The organism is Curtobacterium sp. SL109 (genome assembly GCF_026672405.1).
In the GTDB taxonomy this organism is placed as follows: Bacteria; Actinomycetota; Actinomycetes; order Actinomycetales; family Microbacteriaceae; genus Curtobacterium.
On the sequence record NZ_JAPPRB010000002.1, the window covers coordinates 36,434 to 51,812 of the forward strand.

Here is a 15,379-nt window from a genome sequence, read left to right on the forward strand (position 1 = left end):
GGCGCGAATGCACGACACCGGTGTCTTGCGACAGGGGCGCCGCGGACAACCGCGGCGCGAACGCAAGACGCCGGTGTTCTGCAGCCCAGACCCGCGGCCGGCCGACAGCGTGGGCTACGCGGCGACCGCGCGCTCGCGCCGGCGCTTCGCCACGAGGGCCATCACGTACTGAGTGCCGGCGACGACGTGTCCGGCGGTGCCGAGCCACACGAAGACGAGCGCCGTGACCCGGATCCAGGAGTGCTCCGACGCCCACGACGTCGACGAGAACAGCAGCACCGGCAGCCCCACGAACAACAGCGCCGACCGGATCTTGCCCGTCCAGGACACGTCGAGGTCGGGGTCGCCGTTGAACCACACGCTGGACAGCAGGGCGAGCACGGCGTCGACGACCACGATGACGACGACGACGATCCACGGCAGCAGCCCGACGAGCACGACCGACAGCACGATCGCGATGATCGCCAGGCGGTCCGCGACGGGGTCGAGGGCCTTGCCGAGCTTGGACGTCTGGTTGAACTTCCGCGCGATGAAGCCGTCCGCCCAGTCCGAGACACCGAGCACCACCAGCGAGACGAGCGCCCACCCGGGGTGGTCCTGGACGACCAGGGTCACGAAGACGGGGATGAGCAGGAACCGAACGAGCGTGATGAGGTTCGGCCAGGTCTGCCAGTCGGGGCGGGTCCGCTCTGCGGCGTCGGTCATCGGGTGCTTTCGATCGGGTTCTGAGGTCCCCAGCGTACCCATCACCAGTGTGGAGGCCGGTCCCCGAGCAGACGGGCGTCGTTCTCGCCCGAGGCGTGCCGCTCCGGCTCCGGTGCGGGAGCCGGGTCGGAGCCCGGCACCGGCTGGGTGGTGACCCGTCTGCTCGGCCGAGCAGAGCCTCTCCCCACCGGCACGGCCGACCCGCCGCTGGCGCGTCGGTCCGGAACCGGCGGCGTGGGCCCAGGCCGGTCGGTGGTGACCACAGGACCGACGGGAGGCTCAGCTCGGCCCGCGTCGTCGGCTCGCGTCCACGTCCCGACCAGGTGGTCCGTGTCCGGCGTGACCGGACCGGTGGGCCGGGAGGCCCGCCTGCTCATCGGCGGGCAGGACCCGTCGTGGGCACGCGGGGACCGAGATCCTGCCTGCTCATCGGCGGGCGGGGATCGGCGGGATCGAGATCTCCTGCGTCGCCCCACGGTCGACGCCGAGCACGGCCGCGACGGTGTTCGCCACGCGGTCCGGGTCGGAGAACAGCTGGAACGCGTGCACGCGCACGTAGTGCCAACCGAGTCGACGGAGCACCTCGGGCCGGAGTCGCAGCGACTCGCGCAGCGACCCCTTGACCAGCGACGCGTCGGTCTCGATCGTGACGCAGACCCCGCCGTGCGCGGCGACCAGGCCGAGCTTGCCGCGGTGTCCGAGCGCGACCGGGATGCCGCGCATCTCGAGCCGGCGGGACAGGTCGACGAGCAGCGGGTCGGAGTCGTCCGGCACGTACTCGGCGGTGGTGCGGGCGCGGACCTCGGCTAGGATCTCGGCGAGGGCGACGGTGCCGTGACCCATGCGTTCGGCCTCGATGTCGGACGGCTGGAAGCACGTGACGATCACCATCGAGCGGCGGGCACGGGTCATGGCGACCGCGAGCAGGCGCACGCCACCCGGCTTGCCGAGCGGACCGAAGTCGCGGAGGACCCGGCCGTGGGGCGTGCGGCCGTAGCCGATGGAGAACACGACGCGGTCCCGGCTCTGGGCCACGGACTGCTCGAGCGTGGCGACGATGAACGGCTCGGCACGGTCGCCGATGACGAACTCGGTCAGGTCCTTGTGGCCCTGCGCCGCGGTGAGCACGGCCTGCTCGACGCGCACGGCGTGCTTCGCCGACGCGGTGATGACCATGAGCGACTCGGTCGGACGGGTGCGGGCGTGGTCGATGACGAGCCGGACCACGCGGTCCACCTCGGCGTCGACGCTCTCCACGGCGCCGGACTCCGGGTCCGGCACGGCCTTGCCCTCGCTGACGTAGTCGAGGGCGATGGACCCGTGCCCGAGGAACGAGCCCGCCCAGGGCAGCGACTCGATCCGGCCGCCGTAGAAGCGACGGTTGACCAGCTCGGCGAGGTCCTCGCCGCCGGCGCGGTACGACCGCGTCAGCGACAGGGTCGGCAGGAGCGTCGAGAGCTTGGCGAGCGCGGAGTCGGCGTGCAGGGCGTCGAGCGTCTCCTCGTCCACCTGGAGTGCGCGGTGCGCGGGGTCCACCGCGATGCGGAACGGCGAGGGCGTCTGCGTGACCGGGTCGCCGAAGACGACGGTCTGGCGGGCACGGCGCACGGCGTCGACCGTCTCGGCGATGGTCACGGCGCCGGCGTCGACCAGGATGACCGTGTCGAACGGCATCGTGTCGGCGATGTGCGGGACCTCGTACGGCGATGCGAGCCACACCGGGGCGATCGACCGGGACAGGTGCGGGGCGGAGTCCTGCAGGAGCCGCGAGGTGATCGCGCCGTCCTTGAGCTGGGACTTCAGCGCTGCCGCCTCTTCCGGCCAGTCGACGAGGCCGACCTTCCAGTTCTCGGCGAGCTGCCACGCGAGGCCCTGCGAGACGCCGGCCGCGTGCGCGTCGTCGACGAGGCGGAAGTCGGCCTCGACCCGGTCGAGCATGTCGGTGTTCGCGCCGAGCAGTGCCCGGTCGGACTCGAGCATGGTCTCCAGCGCGGACTGCCACCAGGCGAGCTCGAGCTCGGCGGGCACCTGGGTGTCCGGCACGTGGCGGTTCGCGAGGTCGGTGATGAGGGGCTCGAGCTGCAGGTCGCGCAGGGTCTGCATGAGCTCGGTGCGCTCCTGCAGGTTGTGCAGGACGTCGGACTCCTCGGCGAGGGTGCCGATGTACGGCAGGAGCTGGTCGACGGGCACGTTCGCGAGCTGCTCGTCGCGGCTGCTGCGGCCGAGCGGCTCGTCGAGGCGCGCGAGGTCCTCGGTGACGTTCGAGTAGAGCACCTGCACGTCGGCGATGCCCGTGGGCACCTCGGGGGCGACGCCGGCGGCGACGTAGCGCTGCCACAGGACGCGCTGCTGCTGCACGCGGGTCAGGGCCTCGTGCAGGTCGGACACGTGCACGCCCGGTCGGACGTACTCACGCGCGAGCTTCTTGAGCCGACGACGGTTGGTGCTCGACATCGGAGCGCCCTCGCCGCGCGGGGCGGTTGCGGCGACGAGCTCGGACACGGAACGGTCGAACACGACGGGCAGGAAGCGGTCGAGCGTGTCACGGATCTCGGTGAGCAGGCGGAGGTAGATGCCGAGCTCGTTGATCGTCGTGAACTGGCGCATCCGGGTCGTCGCGATGAGCTCGTGCGCGCGCTGGAGCAGCGTCGGCAGGGACCCGCCGTGCAGTTCCTTCGCGATGCGGTGCGCACGCTGGGCGCCGTCGCTCGAGGAGAACTTCGCCCCGTACCAGGGCGAGTCGTCCGGGCCGTAGCGGAACTCGCCGAGGTTCGCGGCGCTGACCATCGTCTCGGCGACGCGGGACCGGCCGGTGACCATGGCGCTGACGGACTGCTTCGACAGTCGGGCGGTCGTCGACGGCGGCACGGGCAGGAGCGAGAGCCGGGACAGCTCGACGAGGCAGTCGAGCACGCTGACGCCGAAGTCGGCGTCGGTGCGACTCAGGGCACCGCGGTAGTCCGTGAGGACCTTGCGGAGCCGGACCAGGGCGTCGTCGACCTCGCGGAGGTTCGGCCGGGTCGCCTTCTCGTTGCGGGCGATCGCGCGGACGACGTCACGGCGGAGGGTTGCGGGGGTGACCGCGACGCCGGGCAGCTGGACCTCGCCGAAGCGAGCGGCGATCCCGCGCAGGGTCGCACGGCGCGGGCTGACCACGAGGACGCGCTTGTTCGCGGCGACGAGGCCACCGAGCGCGTTCACGATGGTCTGCGTGCCGCCGGTGCCGGGCAGGGTCTTCACGACGATCGAGTTGCCGGCCGTGATCTGTGCGATCACGTTCTCCTGCTCGTCGTCGGCGTCGAGGAGGAGCGTGTCCGTGTCGGGGCTGCGCTCGTCCGACGGGGTCTGCTCGACCGGGTGGTACGACTGCTCGACCTGCCACTTGGCGCTCGGGTTGCCGGCGAGGGCGTCGAGCACCGGGTGGGACAGGTCCTTCGTGTCCTCGACCAGGCCGACCGCGACCTCGGCGAACGTCGACACGACGAGCCGGGCGTGGACGGAGAAGCCGGGGATGTGCGCCGTGAGCCCGCGGAGGCGGTCGATCACGGGGTTCGGGGTGAAGGAGCCGTCCTGCTGCGCGAGCGCGACGAAGGACTGGGCGTCTAGCGTCACGCCGAACTGCTCGCGGAGGGCGTCGGCGAGCGCCGGGTTCAGCACGGGTTCGCCGAGCAGACGGACCTCGAAGTCGCGGCCGTGGCGGCGGATGGCCAGTGGGCGCAGGAGCACCGGGCCGCGGAACTGCTCGTCGGCGTGCTTCCAGTCGGCCATGCCGATGCCGAGGTTCACGGCGTCGATGCCGCGCACGGTGGCGAGCTCGGTGCCCTTGGCCTCGACGTGCCCGGCGGCGATGCGGGCCGCGCGCAGGGCGACCTCGTCGCGGATCAGGCTCGAGAGCAGGGTGGTCTTGCCGGTGATGAACTGCGCGAGGCCACCGGGGTGGGTCGTCGAGAGCTCGATCCTGGCGCGGGGGTGGTCCGCGAAGTGCACGAGGGGGCTGGCGCCGCCGACGCCCGCGAGCTGCTCGCGCCAGGCGTCCCAGACGGGCTCGGCGGCGTTCGTCGCGGTGAGCCGCGGGTCGCCGAGGGAGATCGCGTGCGGGCTCGTCACCTGGAGTTCGGGCTGGAGGGACCGGCCCAGGTCGTCGCCGTCGTGCTCGGTGTCTGCGCCGGTGGTGGCGTCCGGAGTGCTCGTCGTGTCGTCCTGATCGTCGCGGTGGTCGTCGTGCGCCTGGCCCCCGGGCGCGTCGGAACCCGTGACGGGGACGTCGTTCTCGTCGTCCTCGCCGTCGGTCACCCTGTCCGCACGCCACACAACGCCCACTGTAAGCGGAACCGCGGCACCACTCCGGCAATGAACCGTGGTTTCGGCAAGATCGGCGGGGTCCTGGACAGGTTCCGGCGGCGTCGTCTGTGGTACCAACGTGGCATGGCCATCGACGACCGACCCGCCCCGCCCACCGCCGCTCCGTCCCGGCGTCGATCGGTCCCCGCCGAGATCTCGCGCTCGTGGCTGCTCGTCTCGGGCACTGCGTCCGAGCGCTTCGACAGTTCGGTCCGGTCCCGCGCAGACCAGGTGATCCTCGACATCGAGGACGCCGTCGACCCCGCCGCGAAGCCCGCGGCCCGGTCCACCGTGGCCGAGTGGCTCACCGGCGGCGGTGACGCCTGGGTGCGGATCAACGACGTCACGACCGACTTCTGGGAGGACGACGTCGAGGAGCTCCGCGGCCTGCCCGGGCTGCAGGGCGTGATGCTCGCGAAGACCGAGAGCCCGGCGCAGGTCACCGACACGTGGCACCGTCTCGGCGGGCACACCCCCGTGATCGCCCTGGTCGAGTCCGCCGTGGGCATCGAGGAGTCCGTGTCGATCGCCAAGGCGCAGGGGGCGTTCCGCCTGGCGTTCGGCAGCGGTGACTACCGCCGCGACACCGGCACCTCGGCCGACACCCTGGCGATGGCGTACCCGCGGTCGCGGCTCGTCGTCGCGTCCCGTGTGGGCGACCTGCCCGGGCCGATCGACGGCCCCACGGTGGGCTCGTCACACCCGATCCTCCGCGAGCAGTCGCAGGTGGCGGTCTCGCTCGGCCTCACCGGCAAGCTCTGCCTGGACACCGAGCAGCTGCCCGTGATCAACGAGGTCATCTCCCCCACCCCGACCGACGTGGCGTGGGCGCAGGACTTCCTCGACGACTTCGAGGCCCGCGGCCGCGTCATCCGCGACGGCTCCGACCTGCCGAGGCTCGGGCGCGCCCAGAAGATCCAACGACTCGCCGAGGCCTTCGGCGTCGAAGCACGCTGAGGACACGATGACCTGGTCAGCACCCGACCCCGCCCACCGTCCCGACGACGCGGCCGCCGCCTGGGCTCGTGGTGGCTCGACGCTCTTCCCGCCCGGCAAGCTCGCGGACCGGACCTCCACCGTGCTGCTGCTGGTGTTCGGGGCGTTGCTGACGGTCGTCGCCGCGATCGTGGCGGTCGTCGCGATCGCCTCGGCCACTGCGTCGTGCGACGCGGCTGCCGGGTGCACCCCCGGTGGCTGGTTCGGCGGCGCGGCGATCGCGGTCGGCGGGGCGTTCGTGATCGGCGTCGCCACGGTCGTGCTGTCTGTCGGTGCCTGGGTGCGGCGGCGGACGTCGTGGTGGATCGCGGCGGTCGGCTTCGTGCTCGCGATCGTGTGCATCACGGTCGGCGCGGTCATGTTCGTGGATGCATCCGACGACGGCGCGGCGACGGGGTCGAGCAGCAGCGTCGCCTGAGCGGGGTCGGTCGGGTCGCCCGACTCGGAACGACACCGTCGCTGTCGTTCGACTTCGACGATGTCGCAGCATGCGGACGCACGAGATGCGGACGCAGGCTGCGGGCCCTGGACCCGGCCACCCACCGGCCGGGAGGCTCGGTGCCGGGCCGCCACGAGCCTCCAGGCCGGTGGGTGCGGACCACGCACGACCCGTTCCTGAACCCCGCCGCGCGGCACAGCGCATGCTGGGCCCATGAAGCAGCGAACCATCGGTGACACCGACGTCAGCGCGATCGGACTCGGCGGCATGCCGATGTCCATCGAGGGACGACCCGACGAACGGCGTTCCATCGCCACCATCCACGCCGCGCTCGAAGCGGGCGTGACCCTCATCGACACCGCGGACGCCTACCACCTGGGCGGCCACGACGAGGTCGGCCACAACGAGGAGCTGATCGGCCGCGCGGTCCGCGAGTTCCACGGCGACGCCGGCAGCGTGCTCATCGCCACGAAGGGCGGACACCTGCGGCCCGAGGCCGGCAACTGGACGCAGAACGGCGACCCCGCGTACCTCAAGGAGGCGGCGAAGGCGTCAGCGAAGCGCCTCGGCGTCGAGACGATCGACCTGTACCAGTTCCACCGCCCGGACCCCGCCGTGCCGTACGCGGACTCGATCGGGGCGCTCGCGGAGCTCCTCGACGAGGGCGTCATCCGGATGGCGGGCATCTCGAACGCCGACGTCGACCAGATCCGACAGGCGAACGAGGTCCTCGACGGACGCCTCGTCTCCGTGCAGAACCAGTACTCGCCGGCGTTCCGGTCGAGCGAGGCCGAGCTCGAGCTCTGCGACGAGATGAGCATCGCGTTCCTGCCGTGGAGCCCGCTCGGCGGCATCGCCGGCGCGTCGGACCTCGGCACGACCTACCAGGACTTCGCCACCGTGGCGCGGGACCGTGGGGTCACGCCGCAGGTCATCGCGCTCGCGTGGGAGCTGGCGAAGAGCGACGTCGTCATCCCGATCCCCGGTGCGTCACGCCCGCAGTCGATCCTCGACTCCGTGACCGCGGCCACCATCCGCCTCCGTCCGGAGGACGTCGACCGACTCGACCGGTCGCTGGCGACCGCCTAGTCCGTCCTCCCAACGGGACGCGCCCCGACCCTCCTGACAGGAGGACCGGGGCGCGTCCCACGTGTGGGCTGGGTCAGCCGCTGACCTGCCGTGCTCGGCTCAGCCGCAGACCTTGCTGAGCGACTTCGTCGAGGACTGCGCGTCCATGATGGCCGACTGCAGCTTCGACGCGTCGGCCGACCCCGGGTCCTTCGCGTACGTCTCGAGCTCGCCGACGAGCTTCGAGAACGACTGCTCGAACTCGGACGCCGCCGCGTGCACCTGCTCGTTCGTCACGGCGTCGGTGGCGGACTTGAGCTTGCTGTCGAACTCCTGCAGTTCGGAGACGGCCTTCTCCGGGTCGCTCTGCAGGTTCGCCGACTGCTCCTGCAGCTGGCTCGCGACGGACTTCATGTCACCTTCGAGCGACTTGCACGCGGCCGCCTTGGACTGTCCCTCGGGCGCGGCCGCGTCGCCGCCGGAGCCGCCCGAGGCGCAGCCGGCGAGCAACAGGGCCGTGACGACGGCGGTGGTGAGTGCGGCGGTCTTCTTCATGGTGGTCCCCCGGGTCGCGTGGCGAGCCGTGGGCCCGACCGGGACCACGGAGCGTGCCCGAGCGTACACAGCGGCTCCGAACGGGAACGGTCGACGTGCTGCGGCCAACCGCGACGCGTCCGTGCACCGGTCGCGTACGGTCGAGGACATGCAGGCCATCACCTTCGACGCCCCGGGCGACGAGCGCGTCCTCACCCTCTCCGAACTCCCCGACCCCACGCCGGCTGCCGGCGAAGTGCTGGTCGAGGTCGCCGCCGCCGGGGTCAACAACGCCGACCTGCAGCAACGCCAGGGGAACTACCCGCCGCCGCCCGGGGCCTCGGACGTGCTCGGCCTCGAGGTCTCCGGCACGATCCGCGCCCTCGGTGCCGACGTCACCGGGTGGGCTGTCGGCGACCGCGTGTGCGCCCTGCTCGCCGGCGGCGGGTACGCCTCGCTCGTGGTCGTCCCCGCGACGCAGCTGCTCCCGGTGCCGGACGGGCTCGACCTGGTCGAGGCGGCCGCGCTGCCCGAGGCGGCCTGCACGGTGTACTCGAACCTCGGCATGATCGCCGGCCTCCGCCCGGGGCAGACGCTCCTGGTGCACGGCGGCACGGGCGGGATGGGGTCGCACGCGGTCCTCTGGGCGAAGGCCCTCGGCGCCCGCGTGATCGCCACCTCGGGTGGGGAGCGCAAGGTCGCGGCGTCGCGGGAACTCGGCGCGGACCTGGTGATCGACCACCGCACCGAGGACTTCGTCGCCTGTGCGAAGGAGTTCACGGACGGCGTCGGTGTGGACGTCGTGCTCGACGTCGTCGGCCCGGACTACCTGGAGCGGAACCTCGACGTGCTCGCGCCGAACGGCCACATCGCCGTCATCGCGTCGGGCAGCGGCACCGAGGCCACGCTGCCCTTCGGCGTGCTCATGCGCAAGCGCGCGACGATCAGCGGCACGACCCTGCGCGCCCGGCCCCTCGCCGAGAAGGCCGCGATCGTCGAGGCCGTCCGCTACAACGTCTGGCCGTTCGTGGTCGACGGTCGGGTCCGCCCGGTCGTCGACGCCGTGCTGCCGCTCGCCGAGGCCGCCGAGGCACACCGCCGCATCGCGTCCGGCGACGTCATCGGGAAGCTGCTGCTCACGCCGTAGCGCGAGACGACGCCGCACCACCGGTGTCGGCTCGAACCGCGCACGGAGGCGGCGCGAGCCCACCTCCGTCGTGCGGACGCGGACGGAACCGCCTGGAGGCCCGGGGCGCGTCGGCGGGCCGACACCGGCCCTCCACGCTGCCGCGGTCGCTACGCGCCGACGCGGGCGAGGAACTCCACGAGCGCCGGGTGCTGCGGGTCGTCGAGGACCGCGGTCGGGGCACCCTGCTCGACGACCTCGCCGCGGTGCAGGAACACGATGCGGTCGGCGACGTTCCGCGCGAAGTGCATCTCGTGCGTGGTCATCAGGATCGTGGAGCCCTGCTGCTTGAGCTCGGTGACCAGGTCGAGCACCTCCCCGACGAGCATCGGGTCGAGGGCGCTCGTGACCTCGTCGAGGAGCAGCAGCTCGGGGTCGGACGCGATCGCGCGGACGATCGCGACGCGCTGCTGCTGCCCGCCGGAGAGCCGGTCCGGGTACGACCCCGCGAAGTCGGCGAGACCGATCCGGTCGAGCAGCCGTCGGGCGGTCTGCTCCGCGGTCGCCCGGTCGACGCCGTGCACCTTCCGCGACGCCAGCGTCACGTTGTCGAGCACGGTGATGTGCGGGAACAGGTTGAACTGCTGGAACACGACGCCGATGCGGGCCCTGGTGGCGTCGACGTCCACGCGGGGGTCGGAGATGTCGGTGCCCTGCAGCAGGACCTGGCCGTCGTCGATGCCCTCGAGCAGGTTCACCGTCTTGAGCAGCGTCGACTTGCCCGAGCCGGACGCGCCGATGACGCAGATGACCTGGTGCTGGTCGACGGTCAGGTCGATGCCGCGCAGGACCTCGTGCTCGCCGAACGACTTCCGGAGCCCGCGGAGCTCGAGGACGGGTGCGTCGGTCATACGGTGCCGCCGATCTGTTCGCGCCGCTGCTGCCGACGGGCGATCGCGTCCGTGACCCGGATGAGCGGCAGGCTGATCACGACGAAGAGCAGGCCGGCGACCAGGTACGGCGTGAAGTTGTAGGTCCCCGCCTGGGCGATCTGTGCGGAGCGCACGGCGTCGACCGCGCCGAGGATCGACACCAGGCCGACGTCCTTCTGCATCGAGACGAAGTCGTTCATCAGCGCGGGGGTGACCTTGCGGATCGCCTGCGGCAGCACGACCAGCCGCAGCGTCTGGGTGTGGGACAGGCCGAGCGACCGCGCGGCCAGGCGCTGGGACGGGTGCACGGCCTCCATGCCGGCGCGGAGCACCTCGGCGACGTACGACGAGTACGTCAGCACGATCGCGATCGTGCCCCAGAACTCCGGCGGCAGCCGGGGGAAGACGCCGAGCCCGGGCAGGCCGAAGCCGACCAGGTAGAGCACGATGATGAGCGGCAGGCCACGGAACAGGTCGGTGTAGGCGGTCGCCAGCATCCGGAGCGGGAAGAACACCGGGCTGCGCAGGCCCCGGACGACGGCGAGCACGGTGCCGAACACCGCGACGCCGATCGAGGCGAAGAACAGGATCCGCACGTTCAGCCACAGGCCGAGCAGGATGTCGGGGAACGTCGAGGCGGCGACGCCCGGGTCGAAGAACGACTGCTGGACGGCGGCCCAGCCCGGGGTGTTGACGACGCCGAAGTACGCGACGGCCAGGACGACGAGCGTCGAGACGACGGACAGGACGACGGAGCGACGGCCGCGCTGGCGACGCCAGAGACGGCGTTCGAGCTCGATCTGGCTGGGTGCCGGTGCTGCGACGGGGGTGCCCGCGCCGGCTCCTGCTGGGAGGGTCACGTGCTACTTCAGGACGGGGGTGTTCGTCTCGGACGACAGCCACTTGGTCTGCAGGTCCTGCAGCGTGCCGTCGTCGTCGAGCTTCTCGACGGCCGAGTCGACCTTCTTGGTGAGCTCGGAGTCCTTCGGCAGCACGAACCCGAACTGGTCGCCCGTGCCGTCCGCGGGGAACTGCGCCGAGACGGTGCCGTCGTCGAGTTGCGCGGCGGACATGTAGAACGCCGTGGGCAGATCGGTGACGATGGCGTCGATCTGGCCGGACTTCAGTGCCAGCACGGCGTCGTCGTTCGAGTTGAACACCTGCGGGGTGACGCCGAGGGTGTCCTTGACGCTGGTGATGCTCGTCGAGCCGGCGGCGACGCCGATCGTGTCCTGCTTGAGCGCCGCGATCGTGGTGTCGTCGACCGCCTTGGACTTCTTCGTCGTCACGACGGCCTGGGTCGTCGTGTAGTACGGCGACGACATGTCGACGGCCTTCTTGCGCTGCGACGAGATCGAGAACTGCTGGACGTTGAGGTCCCAGTCCTTCGGGCCGGGGGCGACCGCGCTGTCGAAGGTCGAGCGCTTCCACACGACGTCGGACTTCGCGTAGCCCATCTCCTTCGCGACGGCGTAGGCCACGGCCGACTCGAACCCCTTGCCGGACTGCGGCTTGTCGTCCTCCACCCACGGGGAGTACGCGGGCTGCCCGGTCGCGATCGTGAGCTTGCCGTCGGTCACGGTGCCGTCGGCACCGCCCGAGCTGCCGGCGCTGCACGAGGACAGGGCGATCGCGGCGACGGCGGCGGTCGCGACGGCGAGGGACAGGCGGAGAGGACGGGTCACGGTCGGGCCTTCGTGCGGGGGCGTGGGGGCAGGGAGAATCGTACGGGGAACTGGTACACCACCGCGACCGGAGCCGTCACGAAGGCGTCAGGACGAGAGCGTGAAGTCCTCGAACGAGAAGCCCGGGGAGACCAGGCAGCTCACCAGGACCTCGCCGTCGCCGGGCAGGGTCCGCTGCCACACGCCGCCGCGGACGAACGCCTGCGCGTCGTTCACGCGGTCACGGCCGGCGTCCGGCCCGAGGGTGATCTGCGCCCCGGGTTCGGGCTGGTCGCCGGACCCGCCGAGCTCGAGCACGACCGAGTCCGGTCCGTGCCACATCCAGATCTCGTCGCTCGTGACCCGGTGCCACGCGGAGGACTCCCCCGGCGGCAGCAGGAAGTGGATGAGGGTCGCGGCGGGACGCTCACCCGCGGACGTGGTCACGGTCGCCGGGGAGGTCCAGGTGCGGACGTACCAGCCGCCCTCCGGGTGGGGCTCCATCCCGAGGGCCGCGGCGCGCTGGGGCACGTCGAGCCACTCGATGACCGCGCCGTCGACGGTCCGTCGCGCCATCTGCTTCGTCATGCGACCATCTTCCCGCGGATCACCGTGGCGACCGCGCGCCCGGCCCCGTCCTCCACGAGTTCGGCGAGCGCGTCGGGCACCGTGCGGCTGTCGACGTCGAACACGGCCAGGTCGGCGCGGGCCCCGACGGCGAGGTGCCCGATCCGGTCCTGCCCGACGGCGAGCCCCATCGCGTGCGCCCCGCCGAGGGTCGCCGCCGCGAGCAGCCGTCCGTGCAGGTCGCGGTCGCCGTACCCCTGCGCGCGGGCGATCCGGTGCAGTGCGGTGACGTCGGCCATCAGGTCGAGCGACGGGGACGATGACAGCGAGTCGGTGCCGATCGCGATCGGGCTGCCCTCGCGGAGGTAGTCGGCGACGGGCGGCGGGTCGAGGCCGATGACCGCGTTCGACCGTGGGCACAGCGCCACGGCCGTCCCGCGGGCGCGGAGCAGCGCCCGGTCCTCGGCCGTCATGTAGACGCCGTGCGCGATGTGGCAGTCCGGCCCGAGCACGCCGAGTCGGTCCACGAAGGCCGTCGCGCTCGCACCGAACCCGAGCGCGCGCATGGCCCGGAACGACGGCACGTTCGCCAGGTGCCAGTCGGTGCCGTGCAGGTCGGTGCCGTCGGCCCCCGCGAGCCGCTCCCCCTCGAAGGCCGCTTCGCCGAGGTGCAGGTGCAGCCGCAGCCCGCGCTGTCGCACGATGTCGGGCAGTTCCAGCAGGGGCGCGACGTCGAGCGAGTACGGCGCGTGCGGGGAGAGTCCGGCCCCTGGCGTGGTCGGGATCCGGGCGAGTTCGTCGAGGACCTGGGCGCGGCCGTGCTGCTGCCAGGCCGCGTTCTCCCAGTCCATCACCGCCCAGTAGGCGATCCCGCCGAGGCCGGCGTCCTCGAGCGCGGTCGCGGCCTCGATGTCCGTCACGACGTCGGCGATGCTCGTCACCCCCGCGGCGATCGAGCGGTGCGCGCCCTCCGCGGCTTCGGCCCGCCAGTCGTGCGGTTCGGCGTAGTCGCGGTTGAACGCGGCGGCCCAGTCCTCGAACCCGTCGTACTGACCGGAGCCGACACTGTCCATGCCGGTGTACTGCAGGTGCGAGTGCGCGTTCACGAGTCCCGGCAGCAGGGCACCGCGCCAGCGCCGCTCGGTGAACGCGGAGCCGTCGAGCTGGTCGACGACCCAGGACCGCTCGCCGACGTGCAGGATCCGCCCGTCCCGCACCGCGACGGCGCCGTCGGCGATGGGCGGCGCGGTCATCGGCACCACGATGCGGGCCGAGTGCACGGTGGTCGCCGCCGTCAGCTCGCTCACGCGGGGTCCCCGAAGCGGCTGGTGCGGACGTCCGGCTCGCGGTCCGACGGGTGTTCGGCAACCCGGACGGGAGGCTCGGCTCGGCTCCCGAACGCGGCGAGCGCCGCGCGGGCGGTCGCCTCGTCCACCGCGGGGTCGAGGGGCACGACGGCGCGCTCGAGCTCGTCGCCGTGCTCGAGGAGCATCCGCACGGCACCGAGCTGCGCCGCGAAGGAGAGGTCCATGATCTCGACCGGGTTGCCCTCGGCGGCGGTGATGTTGATGCACCCGCCGCGGTCGAGCACGACCGGCCCGGTCGCGGCCCTGGGGAAGGTCAGGCGCTCGGCCTTCCGCCCGACGGTGCTCAGCGTGGCTCCCGCGGCGAGGGCGGCGTCGAGCGCGACCTCGTGCTCGACCCCACCGGCGACCGCGACCACGGCGTCGGGAGCGCAGGCACGCAGCACGTCGAGGCTGATCGTGTCGGTGACCCCGGTGGCGCTCATCACCACCTCGGCCTCGCGCACGGCGTCGACGAGCGGGGCGACGGCGTACCCGGCGAACAGCGCCTGCAGGGCTCGGACCGGGTCGGTCTCGGCGACCGTGACGGTGAACCCGAGCGCACGGAGCACCAGGGCGACCCCTTCGCCGACGTGCCCGTACCCGGCGACGACCGCCGAGCCTCCCGGCTGGATCCGATGTGCGCCGGACGTGAGCCCGTCGACGAGGTCGAGGACCGCGAACACCGTCGACTGCCCGGTGCCGTACCGGTTGTCGAAGAAGGTCTTGGTGCGGGCGTCGTTCACGGCGACCACGGGGATGCCGAGCGCGCCCCGGGCGGCCATCACGCGCAGGGGGCGGAGGCCGCTCGTGGTCTCCTCCGCCGCGCCGAGCATCGTCGGCAGCAGGTCCGGGCGCTCCTGGTGGGCCAGGCGGATCACGTGCGCGCCGTCGTCGAGCAGGATGTGCGGGCGGGTGTCGAGCATCGCCAGCGCGAGGTCCTTCTGCCGGGCCGTCGTCGCGGTGGACTCGGCGAACACGGGCAGGCCAGCGCGTCGGAGCGCGTCGGCGACGGCGTCGTCGGTCTCGTCGGCGTGGGCGTAGACGACGACCTCGGCGCCGGCGTCACGGAGGAGCAGGCTCAGCACGGCGGTCTTCGGTTCGAGGACCATGGCGACGCCGACGCGGGTGCCGCGGAGCAGGCCGCCGTCGCGGAGTTCGGCGGCGACCGCGCGGGAGACCGGCATCGACCGTCGCGCCCAGCGCAGCCGGGCGTCGGCGGCGGGGTCGTCCTCGGGGTCGCGGCCCGTGGAGACGAGGAACACGTCGTCCGAGAGCATCGGCACGGCCAGCACCCCGGGTCGGGCGGGGGTGACCGGACCGAAGGCGTCCTCGTCGACCGCGGGGAGGTGGCGTCCGGCGTCGACCACGACGAGCGTCGCGCCGCGGGGGCGGTCGGCCTCGCGCTCGACGGCGGCGGTGCTCTCCTCGGGGTCGCCCAGGCACCAGAGCTGGTCGACGGGTTCGTGGTCGGCGGCGGCGCGGGCACCGAGGGCGGTCAGCAGCGCGTGGAGGGCCTGGCGGTCGCGGGCATCACCTCCGACCAGGCGGAAGCGGCGGGCGGCGACGAGCAGGTTCGTGGCGGCGGCGAAGCGTCGCACGGCCGCCGAGGCCCAGGAGCGCGTCGCGACGTCGGGTCCTGGCGGCATGCGTCAATCGTAGGG

The 15,379-nt window shown here is 72.6% G+C and carries 12 protein-coding genes and 1 pseudogene; 4 read left to right on the forward strand and 9 right to left on the reverse strand.

The features are described from left to right. Positions 1-114 precede the first annotated feature (114 nt). Together OVA28_RS01440 and OVA28_RS01445 are read right to left on the reverse strand one after the other, a co-directional pair. Entirely contained in the window at positions 115-705 is a 591-nt protein-coding gene (locus OVA28_RS01440; protein WP_268095497.1) for a CDP-alcohol phosphatidyltransferase family protein, read from the reverse strand. Between the two features lie 426 nt (positions 706-1,131). Continuing rightward, entirely contained in the window at positions 1,132-4,998 is a 3,867-nt protein-coding gene (locus OVA28_RS01445) for an AAA family ATPase (RefSeq protein ID WP_268095499.1), read from the reverse strand. A gap of 132 nt (positions 4,999-5,130) precedes the next feature. Between OVA28_RS01445 and OVA28_RS01450 the strand changes: the two genes are divergently transcribed. From OVA28_RS01450 to OVA28_RS01460, 3 genes and pseudogenes are all read left to right on the forward strand, one after another. Then, positions 5,131-6,003 carry an HpcH/HpaI aldolase/citrate lyase family protein gene (locus tag OVA28_RS01450; RefSeq protein ID WP_268095500.1) on the forward strand — a complete coding sequence of 291 codons (873 nt, stop codon included), beginning with the start codon at positions 5,131-5,133 and terminating at the stop codon, positions 6,001-6,003. After that, a pseudogene (locus tag OVA28_RS01455) lies at positions 5,993-6,460 on the forward strand (DUF6264 family protein); the annotation flags it as partial. The gene OVA28_RS01450 and the pseudogene OVA28_RS01455, both read left to right, overlap by 11 nt. Before the next feature lie 234 nt (positions 6,461-6,694). Continuing rightward, on the forward strand, positions 6,695-7,570 hold the full coding sequence (locus OVA28_RS01460) for an aldo/keto reductase (protein WP_194663339.1): 876 nt from the start codon (positions 6,695-6,697) through the stop codon (positions 7,568-7,570). A 99-nt stretch (positions 7,571-7,669) separates the two neighbouring features. Here OVA28_RS01460 and OVA28_RS01465 read toward each other — a convergent pair whose 3' ends face one another. Continuing rightward, the gene (locus OVA28_RS01465; RefSeq protein WP_268095501.1) at positions 7,670-8,104 is read right to left on the reverse strand and encodes a hypothetical protein; all 435 of its coding nucleotides are present in this window, start codon (positions 8,102-8,104) and stop codon (positions 7,670-7,672) included. 148 nt (positions 8,105-8,252) lie between these two features. Here OVA28_RS01465 and OVA28_RS01470 point away from each other — a divergent pair, with 148 nt between their 5' ends. Further along, positions 8,253-9,230 carry an NAD(P)H-quinone oxidoreductase gene (locus OVA28_RS01470; RefSeq protein WP_268095502.1) on the forward strand — a complete coding sequence of 326 codons (978 nt, stop codon included), beginning with the start codon at positions 8,253-8,255 and terminating at the stop codon, positions 9,228-9,230. A 149-nt stretch (positions 9,231-9,379) separates the two neighbouring features. Here the strand turns inward: OVA28_RS01470 and OVA28_RS01475 are convergent, their stop codons facing one another. The 6 genes from OVA28_RS01475 to OVA28_RS01500 form a co-directional block, all read right to left on the reverse strand. Beyond that, the gene (locus OVA28_RS01475) at positions 9,380-10,120 is read right to left on the reverse strand and encodes an amino acid ABC transporter ATP-binding protein (protein WP_268095504.1); all 741 of its coding nucleotides are present in this window, start codon (positions 10,118-10,120) and stop codon (positions 9,380-9,382) included. Then, the gene (locus OVA28_RS01480; RefSeq protein WP_268095505.1) at positions 10,117-11,001 is read right to left on the reverse strand and encodes an amino acid ABC transporter permease; all 885 of its coding nucleotides are present in this window, start codon (positions 10,999-11,001) and stop codon (positions 10,117-10,119) included. The genes OVA28_RS01475 and OVA28_RS01480 overlap by 4 nt, the downstream gene beginning before the upstream one ends. 3 nt (positions 11,002-11,004) lie before the next feature. Beyond that, a complete protein-coding gene (locus OVA28_RS01485; RefSeq protein ID WP_268095506.1) occupies positions 11,005-11,826 on the reverse strand; it encodes an ABC transporter substrate-binding protein in 822 nt (273 codons plus the stop codon). A gap of 87 nt (positions 11,827-11,913) precedes the next feature. After that, positions 11,914-12,393: a cupin domain-containing protein gene (locus tag OVA28_RS01490; protein ID WP_268095507.1), complete on the reverse strand. Its 480-nt coding sequence runs from the start codon at positions 12,391-12,393 to the stop codon at positions 11,914-11,916. After that, entirely contained in the window at positions 12,390-13,625 is a 1,236-nt protein-coding gene (locus tag OVA28_RS01495; protein WP_268098136.1) for an amidohydrolase family protein, read from the reverse strand. Before OVA28_RS01495 ends, OVA28_RS01490 begins: the two co-directional genes overlap by 4 nt. A 50-nt stretch (positions 13,626-13,675) precedes the next feature. Further along, complete coding sequence (locus OVA28_RS01500; RefSeq protein WP_268095508.1) at positions 13,676-15,364, reverse strand: adenosylhomocysteinase; 1,689 nt, start codon at positions 15,362-15,364, stop codon at positions 13,676-13,678. Positions 15,365-15,379: the final 15 nt, after the last annotated feature.

Excerpts from the sequence above, each read along its gene's own strand:
- OVA28_RS01465 (WP_268095501.1), bottom strand. The coding sequence starts at position 8,104 with ATGAAGAAGACCGCCGCACTCACCACCGCCGTCGTCACGGCCCTGTTG.
- OVA28_RS01450 (WP_268095500.1), top strand. The coding sequence starts at position 5,131 with ATGGCCATCGACGACCGACCCGCCCCGCCCACCGCCGCTCCGTCCCGG.
- OVA28_RS01440 (WP_268095497.1), bottom strand. The coding sequence starts at position 705 with ATGACCGACGCCGCAGAGCGGACCCGCCCCGACTGGCAGACCTGGCCG.
- OVA28_RS01475 (WP_268095504.1), bottom strand. The coding sequence starts at position 10,120 with ATGACCGACGCACCCGTCCTCGAGCTCCGCGGGCTCCGGAAGTCGTTC.
- OVA28_RS01495 (WP_268098136.1), bottom strand. The coding sequence starts at position 13,625 with ATGACCGCGCCGCCCATCGCCGACGGCGCCGTCGCGGTGCGGGACGGG.
- OVA28_RS01500 (WP_268095508.1), bottom strand. The coding sequence starts at position 15,364 with ATGCCGCCAGGACCCGACGTCGCGACGCGCTCCTGGGCCTCGGCGGCC.
- OVA28_RS01490 (WP_268095507.1), bottom strand. The coding sequence starts at position 12,393 with ATGACGAAGCAGATGGCGCGACGGACCGTCGACGGCGCGGTCATCGAG.
- OVA28_RS01470 (WP_268095502.1), top strand. The coding sequence starts at position 8,253 with ATGCAGGCCATCACCTTCGACGCCCCGGGCGACGAGCGCGTCCTCACC.
- OVA28_RS01460 (WP_194663339.1), top strand. The coding sequence starts at position 6,695 with ATGAAGCAGCGAACCATCGGTGACACCGACGTCAGCGCGATCGGACTC.